Annotated in this window: 17 protein-coding genes; 8 read left to right on the plus strand and 9 right to left on the minus strand. The window is 72.2% G+C overall.

Features of this window, described 5'->3' with window-relative positions; all coding sequences use genetic code 11:
* The first annotated feature begins 31 nt into the window (after window positions 1–31).
* A complete protein-coding gene (locus ACQPZ4_RS35240) occupies window positions 32–1588 on the plus strand; it encodes an LLM class flavin-dependent oxidoreductase (protein WP_433045505.1) in 1557 nt (518 codons plus the stop codon).
* On the opposite strand, the gene ACQPZ4_RS35245 is transcribed toward ACQPZ4_RS35240, so the two are convergent.
* The gene (locus tag ACQPZ4_RS35245; RefSeq protein ID WP_433045508.1) at window positions 1573–2484 is read right to left on the minus strand and encodes an SDR family NAD(P)-dependent oxidoreductase; all 912 of its coding nucleotides are present in this window, start codon (window positions 2482–2484) and stop codon (window positions 1573–1575) included. The genes ACQPZ4_RS35240 and ACQPZ4_RS35245 overlap by 16 nt on opposite strands.
* Window positions 2481–3392: an SDR family NAD(P)-dependent oxidoreductase gene (locus ACQPZ4_RS35250; RefSeq protein WP_433045511.1), complete on the minus strand. Its 912-nt coding sequence runs from the start codon at window positions 3390–3392 to the stop codon at window positions 2481–2483. Before ACQPZ4_RS35250 ends, ACQPZ4_RS35245 begins: the two co-directional genes overlap by 4 nt.
* 100 nt (window positions 3393–3492) lie before the next feature.
* Between ACQPZ4_RS35250 and ACQPZ4_RS35255 the strand changes: the two genes are divergently transcribed.
* On the plus strand, window positions 3493–4062 hold the full coding sequence (locus ACQPZ4_RS35255) for a TetR/AcrR family transcriptional regulator (RefSeq protein WP_433045514.1): 570 nt from the start codon (window positions 3493–3495) through the stop codon (window positions 4060–4062).
* On the opposite strand, the gene ACQPZ4_RS35260 is transcribed toward ACQPZ4_RS35255, so the two are convergent.
* The gene (locus ACQPZ4_RS35260) at window positions 4052–4627 is read right to left on the minus strand and encodes a nuclear transport factor 2 family protein (protein WP_433045517.1); all 576 of its coding nucleotides are present in this window, start codon (window positions 4625–4627) and stop codon (window positions 4052–4054) included. The two genes, ACQPZ4_RS35255 and ACQPZ4_RS35260, sit on opposite strands and share 11 nt — an antisense overlap.
* A gap of 212 nt (window positions 4628–4839) precedes the next feature.
* On the opposite strand from ACQPZ4_RS35260, the gene ACQPZ4_RS35265 reads away from it, so the two are divergent.
* Window positions 4840–5943 carry a sensor histidine kinase gene (locus ACQPZ4_RS35265; protein ID WP_433045520.1) on the plus strand — a complete coding sequence of 368 codons (1104 nt, stop codon included), beginning with the start codon at window positions 4840–4842 and terminating at the stop codon, window positions 5941–5943.
* Entirely contained in the window at window positions 5940–6620 is a 681-nt protein-coding gene (locus ACQPZ4_RS35270; RefSeq protein WP_433045523.1) for a response regulator transcription factor, read from the plus strand. Before ACQPZ4_RS35265 ends, ACQPZ4_RS35270 begins: the two co-directional genes overlap by 4 nt.
* A 97-nt stretch (window positions 6621–6717) precedes the next feature.
* On the opposite strand, the gene ACQPZ4_RS35275 is transcribed toward ACQPZ4_RS35270, so the two are convergent.
* Entirely contained in the window at window positions 6718–7494 is a 777-nt protein-coding gene (locus ACQPZ4_RS35275) for an ABC transporter permease subunit (protein WP_433045526.1), read from the minus strand.
* A complete protein-coding gene (locus ACQPZ4_RS35280; RefSeq protein ID WP_433045529.1) occupies window positions 7491–8195 on the minus strand; it encodes an ABC transporter ATP-binding protein in 705 nt (234 codons plus the stop codon). Before ACQPZ4_RS35280 ends, ACQPZ4_RS35275 begins: the two co-directional genes overlap by 4 nt.
* Window positions 8196–8306: 111 nt before the next feature.
* Here ACQPZ4_RS35280 and ACQPZ4_RS35285 point away from each other — a divergent pair, with 111 nt between their 5' ends.
* Together ACQPZ4_RS35285 and ACQPZ4_RS35290 are read left to right on the plus strand one after the other, a co-directional pair.
* On the plus strand, window positions 8307–9002 hold the full coding sequence (locus ACQPZ4_RS35285) for a hypothetical protein (RefSeq protein ID WP_433045532.1): 696 nt from the start codon (window positions 8307–8309) through the stop codon (window positions 9000–9002).
* 361 nt (window positions 9003–9363) lie between these two features.
* A complete protein-coding gene (locus ACQPZ4_RS35290; RefSeq protein ID WP_433045535.1) occupies window positions 9364–9489 on the plus strand; it encodes a hypothetical protein in 126 nt (41 codons plus the stop codon).
* 197 nt (window positions 9490–9686) lie between these two features.
* Here ACQPZ4_RS35290 and ACQPZ4_RS35295 read toward each other — a convergent pair whose 3' ends face one another.
* Window positions 9687–10259 carry a histidine phosphatase family protein gene (locus ACQPZ4_RS35295; protein WP_433045538.1) on the minus strand — a complete coding sequence of 191 codons (573 nt, stop codon included), beginning with the start codon at window positions 10257–10259 and terminating at the stop codon, window positions 9687–9689.
* Window positions 10260–10295: 36 nt separating this feature from the next.
* On the opposite strand from ACQPZ4_RS35295, the gene ACQPZ4_RS35300 reads away from it, so the two are divergent.
* Window positions 10296–10976 (plus strand): HAD family hydrolase, encoded by a 681-nt coding sequence (locus ACQPZ4_RS35300; protein ID WP_433045541.1) that lies wholly within the window; start codon window positions 10296–10298, stop codon window positions 10974–10976.
* Here the strand turns inward: ACQPZ4_RS35300 and ACQPZ4_RS35305 are convergent.
* From ACQPZ4_RS35305 to ACQPZ4_RS35315, 3 genes are read right to left on the minus strand one after another with little or no spacing between them, the layout of a single operon-like run.
* Entirely contained in the window at window positions 10960–11403 is a 444-nt protein-coding gene (locus tag ACQPZ4_RS35305; RefSeq protein ID WP_433045544.1) for an Lrp/AsnC family transcriptional regulator, read from the minus strand. The genes ACQPZ4_RS35300 and ACQPZ4_RS35305 overlap by 17 nt on opposite strands.
* 29 nt (window positions 11404–11432) lie before the next feature.
* Window positions 11433–12569, minus strand: a complete 1137-nt coding sequence (locus ACQPZ4_RS35310) for an acyl-CoA dehydrogenase family protein (protein WP_433045547.1) — start codon at window positions 12567–12569, stop codon at window positions 11433–11435.
* A complete protein-coding gene (locus ACQPZ4_RS35315; RefSeq protein ID WP_433045550.1) occupies window positions 12566–13669 on the minus strand; it encodes a M24 family metallopeptidase in 1104 nt (367 codons plus the stop codon). Before ACQPZ4_RS35315 ends, ACQPZ4_RS35310 begins: the two co-directional genes overlap by 4 nt.
* A gap of 173 nt (window positions 13670–13842) precedes the next feature.
* Here ACQPZ4_RS35315 and ACQPZ4_RS35320 point away from each other — a divergent pair, with 173 nt between their 5' ends.
* The gene (locus ACQPZ4_RS35320) at window positions 13843–14790 is read left to right on the plus strand and encodes an anti-sigma factor RsbA family regulatory protein (protein WP_433045553.1); all 948 of its coding nucleotides are present in this window, start codon (window positions 13843–13845) and stop codon (window positions 14788–14790) included.
* The last annotated feature ends 9 nt before the right edge of the window (window positions 14791–14799 follow it).

Below are 14799 nucleotides of genomic sequence, written 5' to 3' on the forward strand. Positions count from 1 at the left end.
CCGTGAACCTTCTGTGTGAAATATTATCTGCATGACCGACTATGGCCACGATCTGCGCTTCGGGACGTTCCTGCCGGCCGAGGCCGCCGACGCCGCCGAGGCGCTGCGGCTCGCGGTGCGCACCGAGGAGCTCGGCCTGGACATGACGAGCCTCCAGGACCACCCGTACCAGGGGCGCTTCCTCGACACCTGGACCCAATTGTCGGTGATCGCCGCCCACACCGAGCGGATCTCGGTGTTCCCCAACGTGGCGAACCTGCCGCTGCGCCCGCCGGCCGTGCTCGCCCGCGCGGCGGCCAGCCTGGACCTGCTCAGCGGCGGCCGGGTCGAGCTGGGCCTCGGCGCCGGCGGGTTCTGGGACGCGATCGAGGCGATGGGCGCCCCGCGGCGCACGCCCGGCGAGTCGCTCAAGGCCCTCGAGGAGGCGATCGCGGTCATCCGCGCGCTGTGGAGCGACGAGCGCTCGGTGCGCGTCGACGGGGAGTACTACCATCTCAAGGGCGCCCACCCCGGCCCCGGCACCGCGCACGACATCGGCATCTGGGTCGGCGCGTACAAGCCGCGCGCGCTCGCCGTCATCGGCCGCCTCGCCGACGGCTGGCTGCCCAGCTCGCCCTACGTCGCCCCCGAGCTGCTCGCGGAGTCGAACCGGCGCATCGACGAGGCCGCCGAGCAGGCCGGGCGGCGGCCGGAGGACATCCGCAGGCTGTACAACATCGCCGGTTCCTTCCGCGGTGACGGCCGTGAATTCCTGCAGGGCCCGCCCAAGGTGTGGGTGGAGCAGCTCGCCGAGCTCGCGGTGAGCGAGGGCATGAGCGGCTTCGTCTACATGGTCCGCGCGGGCGGCGACAGCGACCTGGAGCGCTTCGCCACCGAGGTGGTGCCGGCGGTGCGCGAGCTGGTCACGGCCGAGCGCACGCACCCTGAAACGCCAACCGCCGCAGTTGTACCGCCTGAGCCCGCATCGGCAGTGCTGGTTCGCGAGCACAACGCCACCCTCGCCACCCCGACGCCGGACGACGGCACGCGGCTGTCGGGCACGAGCCTGTGGGACGAGTCCGAGCGCCCGACGGGCCCGGCGAGCGATCTCGCCGTGCAGTACAGCGGCAGGCAGCGGGCGTCGGGGCAGCACCTGGTGGACGTACACAACCATCTGCGCGAGGAGTTGCAGCAGCTGCGCGACCTCGTGGACCAGGTCGCCTCGGGCGCGCTGGACCTGGGCCGGGCGCGCTCGATGATCAACACGATGGCGATGCGGCAGAACAACTGGACGCTGGGCACGTACTGCGAGAGCTACTGCCGCGTGGTCACCACCCACCACACCATCGAGGACCTGAGCCTGTTCCCGCGCCTGCGGGCGGCCGACCCCCGGCTCGTGCCGGTCGTCGACCGCCTGGAGGCGGAGCACCACGTCATCGCCGACGTGCTGGAGCGGGTGGACCAGGCCCTCGTGGCGATGGTGACCAGGCCGGAGGGCGTCAAGCAGGTGCGCGAGGCGGTCGACCTGCTCACCGACACCCTCCTGTCGCACCTGTCGTACGAGGAGCGCGAGCTGATCGAGCCGCTGAGCGCCTACAACGTGATGTGAGTGGCGGCGACCGAGACGTCCCACAGCCGGCTCGCGGCCTCGGGGTCGAGCGCGTACGCCGCGACCCCGGTCCGCGTCCCCGGCTGGTTGGGCGCGGCCTCGGCGCAGTCGTCGTAGTACTTCCCGCCGACGTCCGCGACGGTCGGCGACCCGGCCAGCAGCGCCGAGGTCGCCGCCCCCTGCTCGGGGGTCTTCCACCGGATGGGCACCCCACCGTTGGCCGCGGTCGCGGTCCGCACGAGCTCGTCGACGTCGATGTGCCGCTGCAGGTTGGTGTGGATGCCGCCCGGGTTCAGGGCGTTGACCCGGATCCCGTCGCCGCTCCAGCGCCGGTCGGCCTCGACGGCGAAGAGCACGTTGGCCGTCTTCGACTGCCCGTAGGCAAGCCACGGCTCGTACTCGCGCCGCTCGAAGTGGATGTCCTCGAACACCACCGGCGACCGCAGATGCGCGGCCGAACTGACGGCGACGACCCGCGCCCCGCCGGCCTGCCGCAGGCTCGGCAGCAGCCGCGCGGCGAGCGCGAAGTGCCCGAGGTGGTTCGTCGCAAACTGCGATTCCCACCCTTCTCCGGTACGGCTGAGCGGCGACGCCATGACGCCCGCGTTGTTCACGAGGATGTGCAGCGGCCCCTCCCACGCCTCGGCGAACGCCCGGACCGACGCCTGGTCGGCCAGGTCGAGCGGCATGACCTGGGCCTTGATCTCCTGGGCGAACTCCTGGGCGGCCGCGGTGTTGCGCACGGCCAGGGTCACCTCGGCGCCCGCGTTCGCGAGTGCCCGGGCCGTCTCGACCCCGATGCCCGAGCCGCCGCCGGTGACGACCGCCCGCTTCCCGCTCAGGTCGGCCCCGGCCAGGACCTCGCTCGCGGTGGACTCGAATCCGAACTCGCTCATCGCTGAACCTCCTTCACGCTGATGTCCCACAGCCGCGCGGCAGCGTCCGGGTCGAGCGCGTACGCCTCGACCCCGGTGCGCGTGCCGGGCAGGTGCGGCCCGGCCTCGTTGCAGTCCTCGAAGTACCTGCCGCCCACTCCGTCCAGCAGCGGCGAGGCGGCGAGCAGCACGGACGTGGCCGCCCCCTGCTCGGTGGTCTTGAACTCCGGGTTCGGGTTGCCGGTCGCTTCGCGCAGGCGCTGGAGTTCGGCCTGGTCGACGTACCGCTGCAGGTTCGTCCTGATGGAACCCGGGTGCAGTGCGTTGACGAACACCCCGTCACCGGACCATCGGCGGGTGGCCTCGACGGCGAAGAGAATGTTGGCCGTCTTGGACTGCCCGTAGGCGGACCAGGCCTCGTACTCCCGCCGCTCGAAGTGGATGTCGTCGAACACCACGGGCGAGAACTGATGCCCGCTGGACGACACCGACACGACCCGGGCACCGCCGGCCGCGCGCAGCGCCGGCAACAGCCCCGTCGCGAGGGCGAAGTGCCCGTAGTGGTTGGTCGCGAACTGCAGCTCCCAGCCTTCGACCGACCGCCCGAGCGGCCGCGCCATCACGCCGGCGTTGTTCACGAGGATGTGCAGCGGCCCTTCCCAGGCCTCGCCGAACTTCCGCACGGAAGCCTGGTCGGCCAGGTCCAGCGGCATCGTCCGCGCCTGGATCTCGGCGGCGAACGCCTCGGCGGCCGCGGTGTCGCGCACCGCGAGGGTCACCTCGGCCCCGGCCCCGGCGAGGGCGCGGGCGGTCTCGACCCCGATCCCGGACGCCCCACCGGTCACGATGGCGCGCTTGCCGCTGAGGTCGACGCCGGCGATCACCTCGCGGGCGGCGGACGTCTTGCTGAACGGAGTGCTGATGGACATGATCGTCTCCTTCGGCGGTACCATCTGAAGCGGAGGAGCCTCCAGATGTCCTCCACGCTAACCGGAGGCGCCTCCGATTGCCTCGCCTTTGGAGTGTGACGTGACCCACGCTGCCCGCCCCCTGCGCGCCGACGCCCGCCGCAACCGCGAGCGACTGCTGGAGGCCGCGCTGGTCGCCTTCTCCAAGGACCCGACGGACGAGGTCACCCTGGAGCGCGTGGCCCGCGACGCCGGGGTCGGGATCGGCACGCTGTACCGCCACTTCCCCACGCGCGAAGCGCTGATCGAAGAGGTCTACCGCGCGGAGCTCACCCGCCTCTGCGAGTCCGCGCCCCGGCTGCTTGCCGAGCTGCCGCCGGATGCGGCCCTGCGCACGTGGATGGACGGGTTCATCGACTACTCGGCGACCAAACGCGGCCTGGCGGAGGCGCTGCGCACGGTGATCGCCGCGGGCGGGCAGCCCTTCGCGCAGAGCCGGACGATGATGGAGGCCGCGCTGGGCGACCTGCTGAAGGCGGCCGAGTCCGCCGGCATCCGCCAGGACGTGGAGCCTTACGACGTGCTGGTCGCGATGAGCGCCATCTCGCTGTGGGTCTCGGAACCGGACCGCCGCGAACAGGCCGGCCGCGTGCTGGACCTGCTGATGGACGGCCTCCGCTTCACCCCCTGACCGCCGGACCGGTGCGGTGCGGCCGGCGCGGATCGGCGAGCGGGACGATGCGCCGATCGCCCACACGGGTCAGCGCCGCCACCGGGCCGGTGAGGGCACCGACCAGGCGGGCCAGCGCCGGGCGGCGCCGGCCACGCAGCAGCCGAGGACCGATCTCGGACATGACGGCGGTCAGGGCGGGCAGCGGGCGTCCGAACAGCGTCAACTCGCGGATGTGACTCGACGCGTCGAGCCGCAGCAGTTGCGCCTCCTCGACGAACTGCCGGCCGGCGCGCGCGTGGAAGAACAGCGCCCACGTGCGATCGGCACCCACCTGGGTGTGGAAGCGGATGTCGCTGATCGTCTCGAACGCCGCCGCCAGCATCGCGGTGACCTGTTCGGGCCCGTGGAAGCGGAACTGCTCGGTGAGCGGTGAGATGACTTCGATACCGGCGGCGAACAGGTGCCCGGCGGCGTCCGCGTCGCCGCGCTCCGCGGCGTCACGCCAGGCCGCGATCGTCGCCTCGGGGGTGGTCGTCGCCTCGGGGGTGGTCGTCGACGAGGGTGCGGGACGCTCTTCGGTCATGACATCAGCCTGACCGCCGTCGCCCCGGCCGTCGTCCGCCCCTGGACGACATCGGCATACGGAGATTGACGTAGCTGGAGGTCTGGTCGGGCGCCGGTGTCCGCCTTCGCCCGGCGGCGTACACCGGCGCTCCCGACGTACTCCTGATGCTGTACTGCAGAGTCAACCGTGCGCGGATGTGCGGCGGACGGAGGCGCGCATAGCATCGCCGGGTGGACGTGTCGCCGTGGCTGCGGTCGGACCGCTGGCTGCCGATCAAGCTGGCCGCCATCCAGCTGGTCGCCGTCTACGCTGCCACCCGCCGGCCCAGCGACCGTCTCGACCTCGACGGCGTCGCGGTACTGCTCCTCCTGGCTGGCCCGCTGCTGCTGTTCGCCCGCCGCCGGGCGCCGCTGCTGGTACTGGCCGGGAATCTTGTGGCCTCGGCGCTCTACTACTCGCTCGGCTACCGGTTCGCGCCGGTGGTCATCAGTCTCGCGGCCGCCATCATCTCGATGGTGAACCAGCCGGGCCGGCGCCTGCAGGCCTGGGTGGCGACCGGCGCGGGGCTCGCCGGGTACCTCGTGCTCAGCCGGGCGGTGCACCGGCAGGACGGCCCGGGCCTGGTGGCGGTCGTGGCGATCGCCGCGGTTCTGGCGCTGGTCCTGGCCGCCGGGGAGGCGATCCGGGTCAGCGCGCGGCGGCGGCGGGAGATCGAGCAGGTGGCGGTCTCCGAGGAGCGGCTGCGCGCCGCCCGCGACCTGCACGACGTGCTGGCGCACCAGGTTTCGCTGGTGACCGTCCACGCGAACCTGGCCTTGCGGGCGTTGGACCGCGACCCGGAGCGGGTCCGCACGTCGCTGAGCGCGATCAAGGAGGTCAGCAAGGGGACCATGGTGGACCTGCGGGCGGTTCTGGCAGCGTTGCGCGGCGATGAGGAGCCGCCGCGGCAGCCCGCGCCCGGGCTGGCTCAGCTCGACGAGTTGTGCACCCGGTCCGACCTGGCCGGGCTGCGGGTGGAGGCCGTCGTGGTGGGAGTACCGCTGCCACTGCCCACGGCGGTCGACCTGGCCGCGTACCGGATCATCCAGGAGGCCGTCACGAACGTGCGCCGGCATTCGTCGGCGCGCACGGCCACGGTCACGCTCGACTTCGGCGCCGACGCGCTCGACGTCGAGGTGGCCGACGATGGCCGGTCGAGCCAGGTCAGCGAGGGTGCCGGGGTGGCCGGCATGCGGGAGCGCGCGTTGACGGTGGGTGGCTCGTTCGAGATTGCCGCGCACGGTACCGGCGGGGTGCGCATCCACGCCCGCCTGCCGTACCGGGAGAACGCATGAACCAGGCCCACACGATCCGGGTGCTGCTGGCCGACGACCAGGCGATGATGCGGGCCGGGCTGCGGGCGCTGCTGGAGGACAGTGCCGACATCACCGTTGTGGGCGAGGCCGGCGACGGTCGCGAAGCGGTGCGGCAGGCGGGGATCCTGCGGCCGGCCGTGGTCGTGATGGACGTCCGGATGCCGGCGATGGACGGCATCGAGGCGACCCGCGCGATCATGACGGATCGGCGGCTGGCCGGCGTCCGGGTGCTGATCGTCACCACGTTCGAGCTGGACGAGTACATCTTCGCGGCCCTCCGGGCCGGGGCGAGCGGCTTCGTGGTCAAGGACAACGAGCCGGAGGATCTCATCCGGGCGGTCCGGGCGGTGGCGGCCGGCGCGTCGATGCTCGCGCCGAGCGTGACGAACCGGGTGGTCCACGAGTTCGCCAGCCGGGCCAAGGAGTTGCCGCCGGCGTCCGCGCTGGACCGGCTGACCGATCGCGAGCGGGAGGTGATGGCCCTCGCCGCGCAGGGGCTCAGCAACGACCAGATCGCGCTGCGGCTGTACGTCAGCGTCGCCACGGTGAAGACGCACATCTCCCGGCTGATGCTGAAGCTGGACGCCCGGGACCGGGCGCAGGTGGTGGTGACCGCCTACGAGACCGGTCTCGTGCGTCCAGGCTGGATGACTTAAGGACCTTGTCAGAAGTCGAGTCCGTGGCCCAGCCACGTTGCCGGGTCCCGGACGCGAATCGTCGCGGAGTTGCGGACGAAGACTTCTGGCAAGGTCCTCAGGAGACGTCTCGCCGGGCGAAGACGACGCCGGCGACGGCGACCGCGACGGCCAGGTAGGCGAGGGTGGCCGCGAACGCCGGCCAGTAGCCGACGGTGTCGGTGCCGCCGGCCATCACCACCCCGGCGAGCAGGCCGGGCAGCCAGTGCGGCGCGTCGGACCAGACGGTCGCGGCGATGTTCTCGGCCATGAAGAACCAGCCGAGCATCACCGCGACGGCCAGGACGGTCGAGCGCAGCAGCACGCCGAAGGCCAACCCGAACGCGCCGTACAGCGCGCAGGCCACCAGCGCGGAGACGTACCCCGCGGCGGCGTGGCCGAGGCCGGCACCGGTGAACCAGGCGTCGACGGGAAGCCCGCGGGCCAGCATCGCGACGGTGGCCGAAGCGACGCTGAGCAGCAACGCGGCCAGCAGCGCGGCCGTCATCGCGACGAGCAGCGCGCCGAGCTTGCCGGCGAGTACGGCGATCCGGTCCGGTTGCCGGGTCAGCAGCATGCGGATGGTGCCCCAGGTGTACTCGGTGGTCACCGAACTCAGGAACAGCACCAGGATCACCAGCCCGACCAGCCGGGACGCGTTCCCGAAGCCGGCCGTCAGGCCGTCGGCCGCGACGAGCCGCGCGATCGACACCTCCCGCGGCCCGGCCGTCTCGGTTGCCGTGGCGACGCTGAGGATGCTGACCAGCACGGTGAAGCCGAAGAGCGCGCCGAGCGAGCCCCACAGCAGCCGGGGCCGGCGCAGCTTGAGCAGTTCGGCGCGGACGGCCCGGATCATGACGGTTCCCCCTCCAGGATGCGGAAGTAGCGCTCTTCGATGTCGCCGTCGCCCATGACGCCCTCGAAGCGCCGCCGGCCCTGGTTGATGACGATCAGCCAGTCGCACACCTGCTGCACCTCGTTGAGCAGATGGGAGGTGACCAGCACGGTACGGCCGTCCTCGCAGATCGACCGGATGATGCCGCGCATGTCGCGGATGCCTGACGGGTCGAGCCCGTTCGTCGGCTCGTCGAGCACGACCAGGGCGGGGTCGCCGAGCAGCGCCGCGGCGATCCCGAGCCGCTGCCGCATACCCAGCGAATAGGTCCGGTAGGCGTCGGCAGCCCGGTCGGCCAACCCGAGCCGCTCCAGGACGATCGGCACGCGGGCCCGGTCGATGCCGGCGAGCGTCGCGTACACGGCGAGATTGCGGGCGCCCGACAGGCCGGGGTAGAACGCCGGCCCCTCGACCAGCGCACCGACCGACGGCAGGTAGGCCGCCGGCGTGGCGATCGGCCGGCCGATGACCGTGCCGGTGCCGCCGTCCGGGCGGACCAGGCCGAGCAGCATGCGCAGAATGGTGGTCTTGCCGGCGCCGTTCGGCCCGATCAGCCCGGCGACCGTGCCCGCCGGGATCTCGAAGTCGAGCCGGTCCACGACGGCGCGCGAGCCGTACCGCTTGGTCAGGCCGCGCACCGCGACAGCTGGTGGTGTGTCCATGGCCCACATCGTCACGGCCGGACCGGGTGCCGGTCGTCCACCGGCGGATGGCTTCCGCGATACCGCAGCGGGTTGACGCGCACCGCCGGTTCGCCCGCCACGCTGAGCGGCATGAGACGGACCGTGGGACTGCTCGGGTTGGGCTGGCTGGTGCTGTTCGCGATCGGCGGGCCCGTGTTGCAGGGCCGGCCACCGGGCTTCGACATGCCGGCGGCGGAGCTGCGGGCCCAGTTCCAGCAGCACGCCACGCGGTACCTGGCGGGCGACTTCATCGCCGGCGCGGGTTTCTGCCTGCTGCTGGTGCCGTTCGCCGCGTTCCTGCCCGACGCGCTGGGCGTCGTGGCGCGGACCGGCTGGGCACGGCTGGCCAGCAGCAGCGCGGTCGGCCTGACCGCCGCCGGCGGCGCCGTGACGTCGTTCCTGGACGCCATCGCGATCGCCCACGGCGGCCCGCAGTTGGACGACGCAACCCTGTCGATGCTGCTCTACGCCAACAGTGCCGGCATCGCCTTCCTCGGCCTGCCGGCCGCGACGTTCGCCACAGCCGCCGGCGCGCTGGCATGGCTCGCCGGCCGCCGGGGCCTGGCGATGTTCGGCTGGCTGGCCGCCACCCTCCTGCTGGCGGGCGCGGCATTCCCGCTCGGCGCGGCCGACGGCCCGCTCTGGACGATCAGATTCGCCGGCTTCGTGGTCCTTGCCGCCTTCGTCGCCGCCACCTCGATCACGCTGCTCGGGCCGCGGCGAGCCGACCCGGGACCCGTGGAGTTGTTCCACGAATCTGCCACAGCCGAGGACCGGCCGGCTTGACGCCGAGGGTCGGCCAACCATTCATCTGACGCACGCCGCCGGGCGCCCGCAGTTCCTGCACTGCAAGCTCGACTACGCTCATCGAGCATGGCGGCCTTCGACCCGAACTCGGATCTCGGCGGTGACGTCGCGTACCGCCTGCTGGCCAACACTCCGGTAACCCTGTTCTGGCGCCGGCGCCTGCTCGACGAGACCACGGCCTGGCTCACCGAACACGGCTACCAGGTAACCACCGTGGACGCCGCCGACTGGTCGGCCGAAGGGGACATGCACCGGGCCGTCGGCGCCGGGCGCGGCGCAGATCGTCCTCGACATCCCGGCCGACCACTCGCGCAGCGCCGCCCTCATCGGCCGACGACTCATGTGCCTGGTCCAGAGCAACGACCCGAACATCACCATCGAACCGGTCGGCGCTACCCTCGTCGGCTGGAACGACGCCGAGTGGCCCAACGCCCACCGCGGCCGCACTCCGGCGTCGTCCGGCTGACGCGGCACCTTGACTCGCGGCGGTTTCAGAGCCGTGGGCGGCGTCTGCTTGAGCGAAGCGACTAGGTAGTGGTCCTAAAAGCCTCCGCGAACCGCCCAAATCATTGCTTTTCCCCTTTTAGAGAAAAATCTTTAGGCTTTTCGCCTTTCCGGCTCGTCCTCGTAGGACTGGCGGCCGTCAGCAGACACTCGACGCAGCTAGATCGGCGGGGCGTTCCAGAGGCGCAGCGCCGGAGCGTCGTGCTCGTGGCCGAGTACGGAAACGGTCGCCGTGCCCAGGGTCAGGTGTGCCCCGAAGGCGACCGGCTGCTCCAGCCACCGGGCGGCCAGAGCGCGCGAAGCATGCCCGTGACTCGCCACCGCCACATCACCCAACGCCAGCATCGGGCGGAGCTTCGTGATGAACCGGTCCAGCCGGTCGGTGACCTGCGAGGGCGACTCCCCCTCCGGGCAGCCGTCGGTCCAAAGATCCCAGTCCGGCGCCTCCGCCTTGATCTGAGGTGAGGTCAGCCCCTCGTACGTGCCGTAGTCCCACTCCGCGATGTCGTTGTCCAGCTCGGTGACGACCAGGCCGGCGAGCTCCGCCGTACGGCGGGCGCGCTTGCGGGGGCTGCTGATGACCGCCACAAAAGCGCGGTTCGCCAAGGCGCGGGCCAGCGACTTGGCCCCCTCCTCCCCCGCGGAGGTCAGTTCGAGGTCGGTGGTGGAGGTGTGCCGGCCGTTCGCGCTCCACTCGGTCTGCCCGTGCCGTATGACCACGATCTCGCCCATCTCCACATTGTGCCGGTTCCGGCTACGCTGCACCGCGTGGACGGGGTTCTGGTGCTCTGGGATGTGGACCACACGCTGGTCGACGTGGACGGGCTGGGGCGGGAGGCGTACGACCTGGCCTTCGCGCGGCGCTTCGGGGTGGCCCCGGCGCATCAGCCGCCGATGGCTGGGCGGACCGATCGGGCCATCGCGATCGACATGTTGCGGCTCAACCGGGTTCCGGTGAACGAGGCCAACCTGGAAGACCTGCGCAACGGGGCCGAGGTGGCGATGGACGAGCTCGCCCACCTGCTGCCGACGCGAGGGCGGGCGCTGCCGGGGGCCGTCGAGGCGGTCGGGGCGATCCACGGGCGCACGGTGCAATCCCTGCTCACCGGCAACGTGCGGCACATTGCCGAGGTGAAGGTGGGCCCGTTCGGGTTCGCCGAATACCTGGACCTTGACGTCGGCGCGTACGGGTGGAGCCACGAGGTCCGCGCGGAGTTGGTGAAGATCGCCCGGGACAACGTGCGCGGGCGGCGCCTCGCAAGAACAGTGCTCGTCGGTGACACGCCCGAGGACGTGCTCGCCGCGCTGACCAGTGGGGTCGGCGTGGTGGGTGTGGCGACCGGGCGGTACACGAGAACGGAGCTCGAAACCGCGGGAGCTCACGTCGCCCTGGACGATCTCACCGACACCGAGGCGGTGCAGGAGGCGATCGTCAGGGCCGCGCGTTAGGCCGGTGCTCGTAGGGCGTCGAGAGCACCACGGTCGTGCGGGTCGTGACGTTCGCGGCGGAGCGGATCTCCTGCAGCAACCGCTCCAGGGCGAGCGGGTTCTCGACGCGGACGAGGAGCATGTAGAAGTCCTCGCCCGCGACCGAGTAGCAGCTCTCGATCTGCGGGAGCTTGGCCAGGCGGTCCGGGGCGTCGTCGGGCTGCGACGGGTCCAGCGGGCGGATCGCGACGAAGGCGGTCAGGGACAGGCCGAGGGCGTCGTGGTCGACCGTCGCGGTGTAGCCCTTGATGACGCCGCGCTGTTCCAGGCGGCGCACCCGCTGGTGCACGGCCGACACCGACAGGCCGACGCGCTCGGCCAGGTCGGTGTAGGACAGGCGGCCGTCGGCGGCCAGGGCCGCGACGATCGCGCGATCGGTCTCTTCCACGCACGCACCCTAACGTGCCGGGCAAACCATTACAGCGATCGGGAGATCACCAGGCGCTGGATCTGGTTGGTGCCCTCGAAGATCTGCAGGACCTTGGCCTCGCGCATGTACCGCTCCACCGGGTGGTCGCAGACGTAGCCGGCGCCGCCGAGGACCTGGACGGCGTCGGTGGTGACGCGCATGGCGGTGTCGGTGCAGAACAGCTTGGCCTTGGCCGCCTCGGCGGTGTGCGGGCGGCCGGCGTCGCGCAGCCGGGCGGCGTGCAGGTACAGGGCGCGGCCCGCGGCGATCTGGGTGGCCATGTCGGCGAGCATGAAGCCGACGCCCTGGAACTCGGCGATGGGCCGGCCGAACTGCTCGCGCTCGCGGGCGTACCCCGCCGCGTAGTCCATGGCCGCCTGGGCCAGGCCGATGGCGCAGGCGGCGATGCCGAGCCGGCCGCCGTCCAGCGCGCTCAGGGCGATCTTGAAGCCGCGGCCGTCCTCGCCGATGAGGCGGTCGGGCGGGACGACGGCGCCGTCGAAGACGACCTGGGCCACCGTCGAGGAGCGCAGGCCCATGGTCTTCTCCGGGGCCTGGGCCTCGATGCCGGGGGTGGCGGCGTCGGCCAGGAGGCAGGAGATGCCGGCGGGGCCCGGGCCTCCGGTGCGGACGAAGACGTTGTAGAAGTCGGCCTGGCCGGCGTGGGTGATCCAGGCCTTGGTACCCGAGACCACGTAGCCGTCGTGCGCGAGCGAGGCCCGGGTCGAGAGCGCGGCGGCGTCGGAGCCGCTGTGCGGCTCGGAGAGGCAGTAGGCGCCCAGCAGCTCGCCGCCCAGCATGTCGGGGAGCAGCTGTTTGCGCTGGGTGTCGGTGCCGAACGCGGCCAGCGGGTAGCAGGCCAGGCTGTGCACGGAGACGCCCTCGGCCACGGCGAGCCAGCGGGCCGCGAGCTCCTCGAGGACCTGCAGGTACAGCTCGTACGGCACCCCGCCCCCGCCGTGCTCCTCCGGGTAGGGCAGGCCGAGCAGTCCGGCCCGGCCCAGGACCTTGAACAGCTCGCGGGGGAAGCGGCGCCCGGCCTCGTACTCGTCGACGCGCGGGGCCAGCTCGCCGCCGGCGATCTCGCGGACGAGGCCGATCAGGGCTTCGCCCTCTTCGGAGAGGAAGGGCCGGTCGACGGTCACAGGATCACCAGCTCCGTGTCGATGGTGTTGAGCCGCTCCACGCCGGCGCCGGTGCACACGACGATGTCCTCGATCCGCGCCCCGTGCCGGCCGGCCAGGTAGATGCCGGGCTCGATCGAGAACGCCATGCCGGGCTCGAGCGGGGTCGCGTTGCCCGCCACGATGTACGGGTCCTCGTGCCCGTCCAGGCCGATCCCGTGCCCGGTGCGGTGCAGGAACGCCTCGCCGTACCCCGCGGCGGCGATCAGGTCCCGCGCGGCCGCGTCGACGGACTCGGCGGTGACCCCGGGGCGCACGGCCGCGACCGCCGCCCGCTGGGCCTCGTGCAGTACCGCGAAATATCCGGCGAACTCGGCGGGCGGTTCGCCGACGCAGTACATGCGGGTGGAGTCGGAGCAGTAGCCGTCGGGCATCGCCCCGCCGATGTCCACGACCACGGGCTCCCCCGGCCGGATCACCCGGTCGGAGACGCCGTGGTGCGGGCTGGCCCCGTTCGGGCCGGCGGCGACGATGGTGAACTCGACGGTGGCGTGGCCGGCCTCGCGGATGCCGGCCGCGATGTCGGCGGCCACCTCGGCCTCGGTGCGCCCGGGCCGCAGCCACTCCGCCATCCGGCCGTGCACCGCGTCGATGGCCTGCCCGGCCCGGCGCAGCGCGTCGATCTCGGCCGGGCTCTTGCGCAGGCGCAGGCCGCGCAGGACCGCACCGGCCAGGGCCTGGGTGGCGTCGGGCAGCGCGTCGCGCAGGGCGAGCACCTGCTCGGCCCACATGCGGTCGCCCAGGCCGACGGTCTTGGCGCGGCCGCCGAGCAGGTCCTGGACGATGCCGTACGGGTCGGTGCCGTCCGCGTGGTCGATCAGCCGGACGCCGACCGACTCGGCGGGTGAGGCCTCGGCGGCGGGGCGCTCCAGGCGCGGGACGATGAGGACGGCGTCGCCGTCGGCGGGCAGGACGAGCAGGGTGAGCCGCTCGAGGGCGTGCGCGTCGTAGCCGGTCAGGTAGCGCAGGTCGGCGCTCGGGCCGATGAGCAGGGCGTCGAGCCCGGCCTCGGCCGCGGCGCGCCGGGCGGCGGCCAGCCGGTCGGGGGAATACAGCTCCACTCCGACAGCTTAACGTTCGTTTGGTTTTTCGTGGGACCCGCGGGGTTGCTGAGCACCCTGCGATACCAACGGATAGGTGATTGATCTCGGTTCGTGGCGTAGTCTGTGCACGAAGCTTGAGTAATAAGGCCAGAACTCCGCTGCTGCCGAACCGAGACGAGCCTCGAACCTCCATGAGCCGCCCCATGGTGCCGACGCCCAGCGACCGGGTTGCCGACCCGTTCGTGCACGAGGCGCTGCTGTACGAGGGCGTGGTCGGGTTTCTCGACGGCACCATGAAGTTCATCTACGAGGGGTTCTCCCTCGACGAGCCGACGGTCGTCGCCGCGCCGCTGACCAACATCAACCTGCTGCGGGAGCGGCTGGGGGCGTTCGCCGAGGGCGTGGCGTTCCTGGACATGGCCGAGGCGGGGCGCAACCCGGGCCGGATCATCCCCTGGGTGCTGTGCCGGTTCATGGACGAGCACCCCGGCCGCCGGGTCCGCATCGTCGGGCAGTCGGTCTGGCCGGAGCGCACCGCCGAGGAGTACCCCGGCTGCGTCCAGCACGAGGCGATGGTCAACGTGGCGCTGGCCGGGCGCGAGGCGACCCTGCTGTGCCCGTACGACCTGGCCCGGCTCGACCAGAAGCGCATCGACGACGCCCAGCGCACCCACCCGGTCATGGTCGACGACAACGGCCGCTACCCGTCGGGCACCTACGACCCGCACGGCGCCGCCGAGACCTGGAACGTGCCGCTGTCCGAGCCGCCGGCCGGGGCGACCACGCTGCGCTTCGAGCTGGAGAGCCTGGTCGAGGTCCGCCGCCGGGTGGCCGAGGTGGGCCTGGACGCCGACCTGGTGCCGGACCGGATCGTGGACCTGCAGAGCGCCGTCAACGAGCTGGCCACCAACAGCATCCAGCACGGCGGCGGTTCCGGGACGCTGCGCACGTGGTACGACGAGGAGCGGGTGGTCTGCGAGGTCCGCGACTTCGGCCACGCCACCAACCCGATGATCGGCCGGCTGCGCCCGCCGCACGGCCGGGGCCGCGGGCTGGTGATGGTGCATTTCCTGGCCGACCTCGTGCAGCGACACACCAGCACGACGGGAACCGCGACCCGCATCCACGTGCTGCGCTAACCTGCACCG

It is taken from the genome of Dactylosporangium sp. CS-033363 (genome assembly GCF_050942475.1).
Taxonomy (GTDB): domain Bacteria; phylum Actinomycetota; class Actinomycetes; order Mycobacteriales; family Micromonosporaceae; genus Dactylosporangium.

Excerpts from the sequence above, each read along its gene's own strand:
- ACQPZ4_RS35240 (WP_433045505.1), top strand. The coding sequence starts at position 32 with ATGACCGACTATGGCCACGATCTGCGCTTCGGGACGTTCCTGCCGGCC.
- ACQPZ4_RS35245 (WP_433045508.1), bottom strand. The coding sequence starts at position 2,484 with ATGAGCGAGTTCGGATTCGAGTCCACCGCGAGCGAGGTCCTGGCCGGG.
- ACQPZ4_RS35250 (WP_433045511.1), bottom strand. The coding sequence starts at position 3,392 with ATGTCCATCAGCACTCCGTTCAGCAAGACGTCCGCCGCCCGCGAGGTG.
- ACQPZ4_RS35260 (WP_433045517.1), bottom strand. The coding sequence starts at position 4,627 with ATGACCGAAGAGCGTCCCGCACCCTCGTCGACGACCACCCCCGAGGCG.
- ACQPZ4_RS35270 (WP_433045523.1), top strand. The coding sequence starts at position 5,940 with ATGAACCAGGCCCACACGATCCGGGTGCTGCTGGCCGACGACCAGGCG.
- ACQPZ4_RS35275 (WP_433045526.1), bottom strand. The coding sequence starts at position 7,494 with ATGATCCGGGCCGTCCGCGCCGAACTGCTCAAGCTGCGCCGGCCCCGG.
- ACQPZ4_RS35280 (WP_433045529.1), bottom strand. The coding sequence starts at position 8,195 with ATGGACACACCACCAGCTGTCGCGGTGCGCGGCCTGACCAAGCGGTAC.
- ACQPZ4_RS35285 (WP_433045532.1), top strand. The coding sequence starts at position 8,307 with ATGAGACGGACCGTGGGACTGCTCGGGTTGGGCTGGCTGGTGCTGTTC.
- ACQPZ4_RS35290 (WP_433045535.1), top strand. The coding sequence starts at position 9,364 with ATGTGCCTGGTCCAGAGCAACGACCCGAACATCACCATCGAACCGGTC.
- ACQPZ4_RS35295 (WP_433045538.1), bottom strand. The coding sequence starts at position 10,259 with ATGGGCGAGATCGTGGTCATACGGCACGGGCAGACCGAGTGGAGCGCG.
- ACQPZ4_RS35320 (WP_433045553.1), top strand. The coding sequence starts at position 13,843 with ATGAGCCGCCCCATGGTGCCGACGCCCAGCGACCGGGTTGCCGACCCG.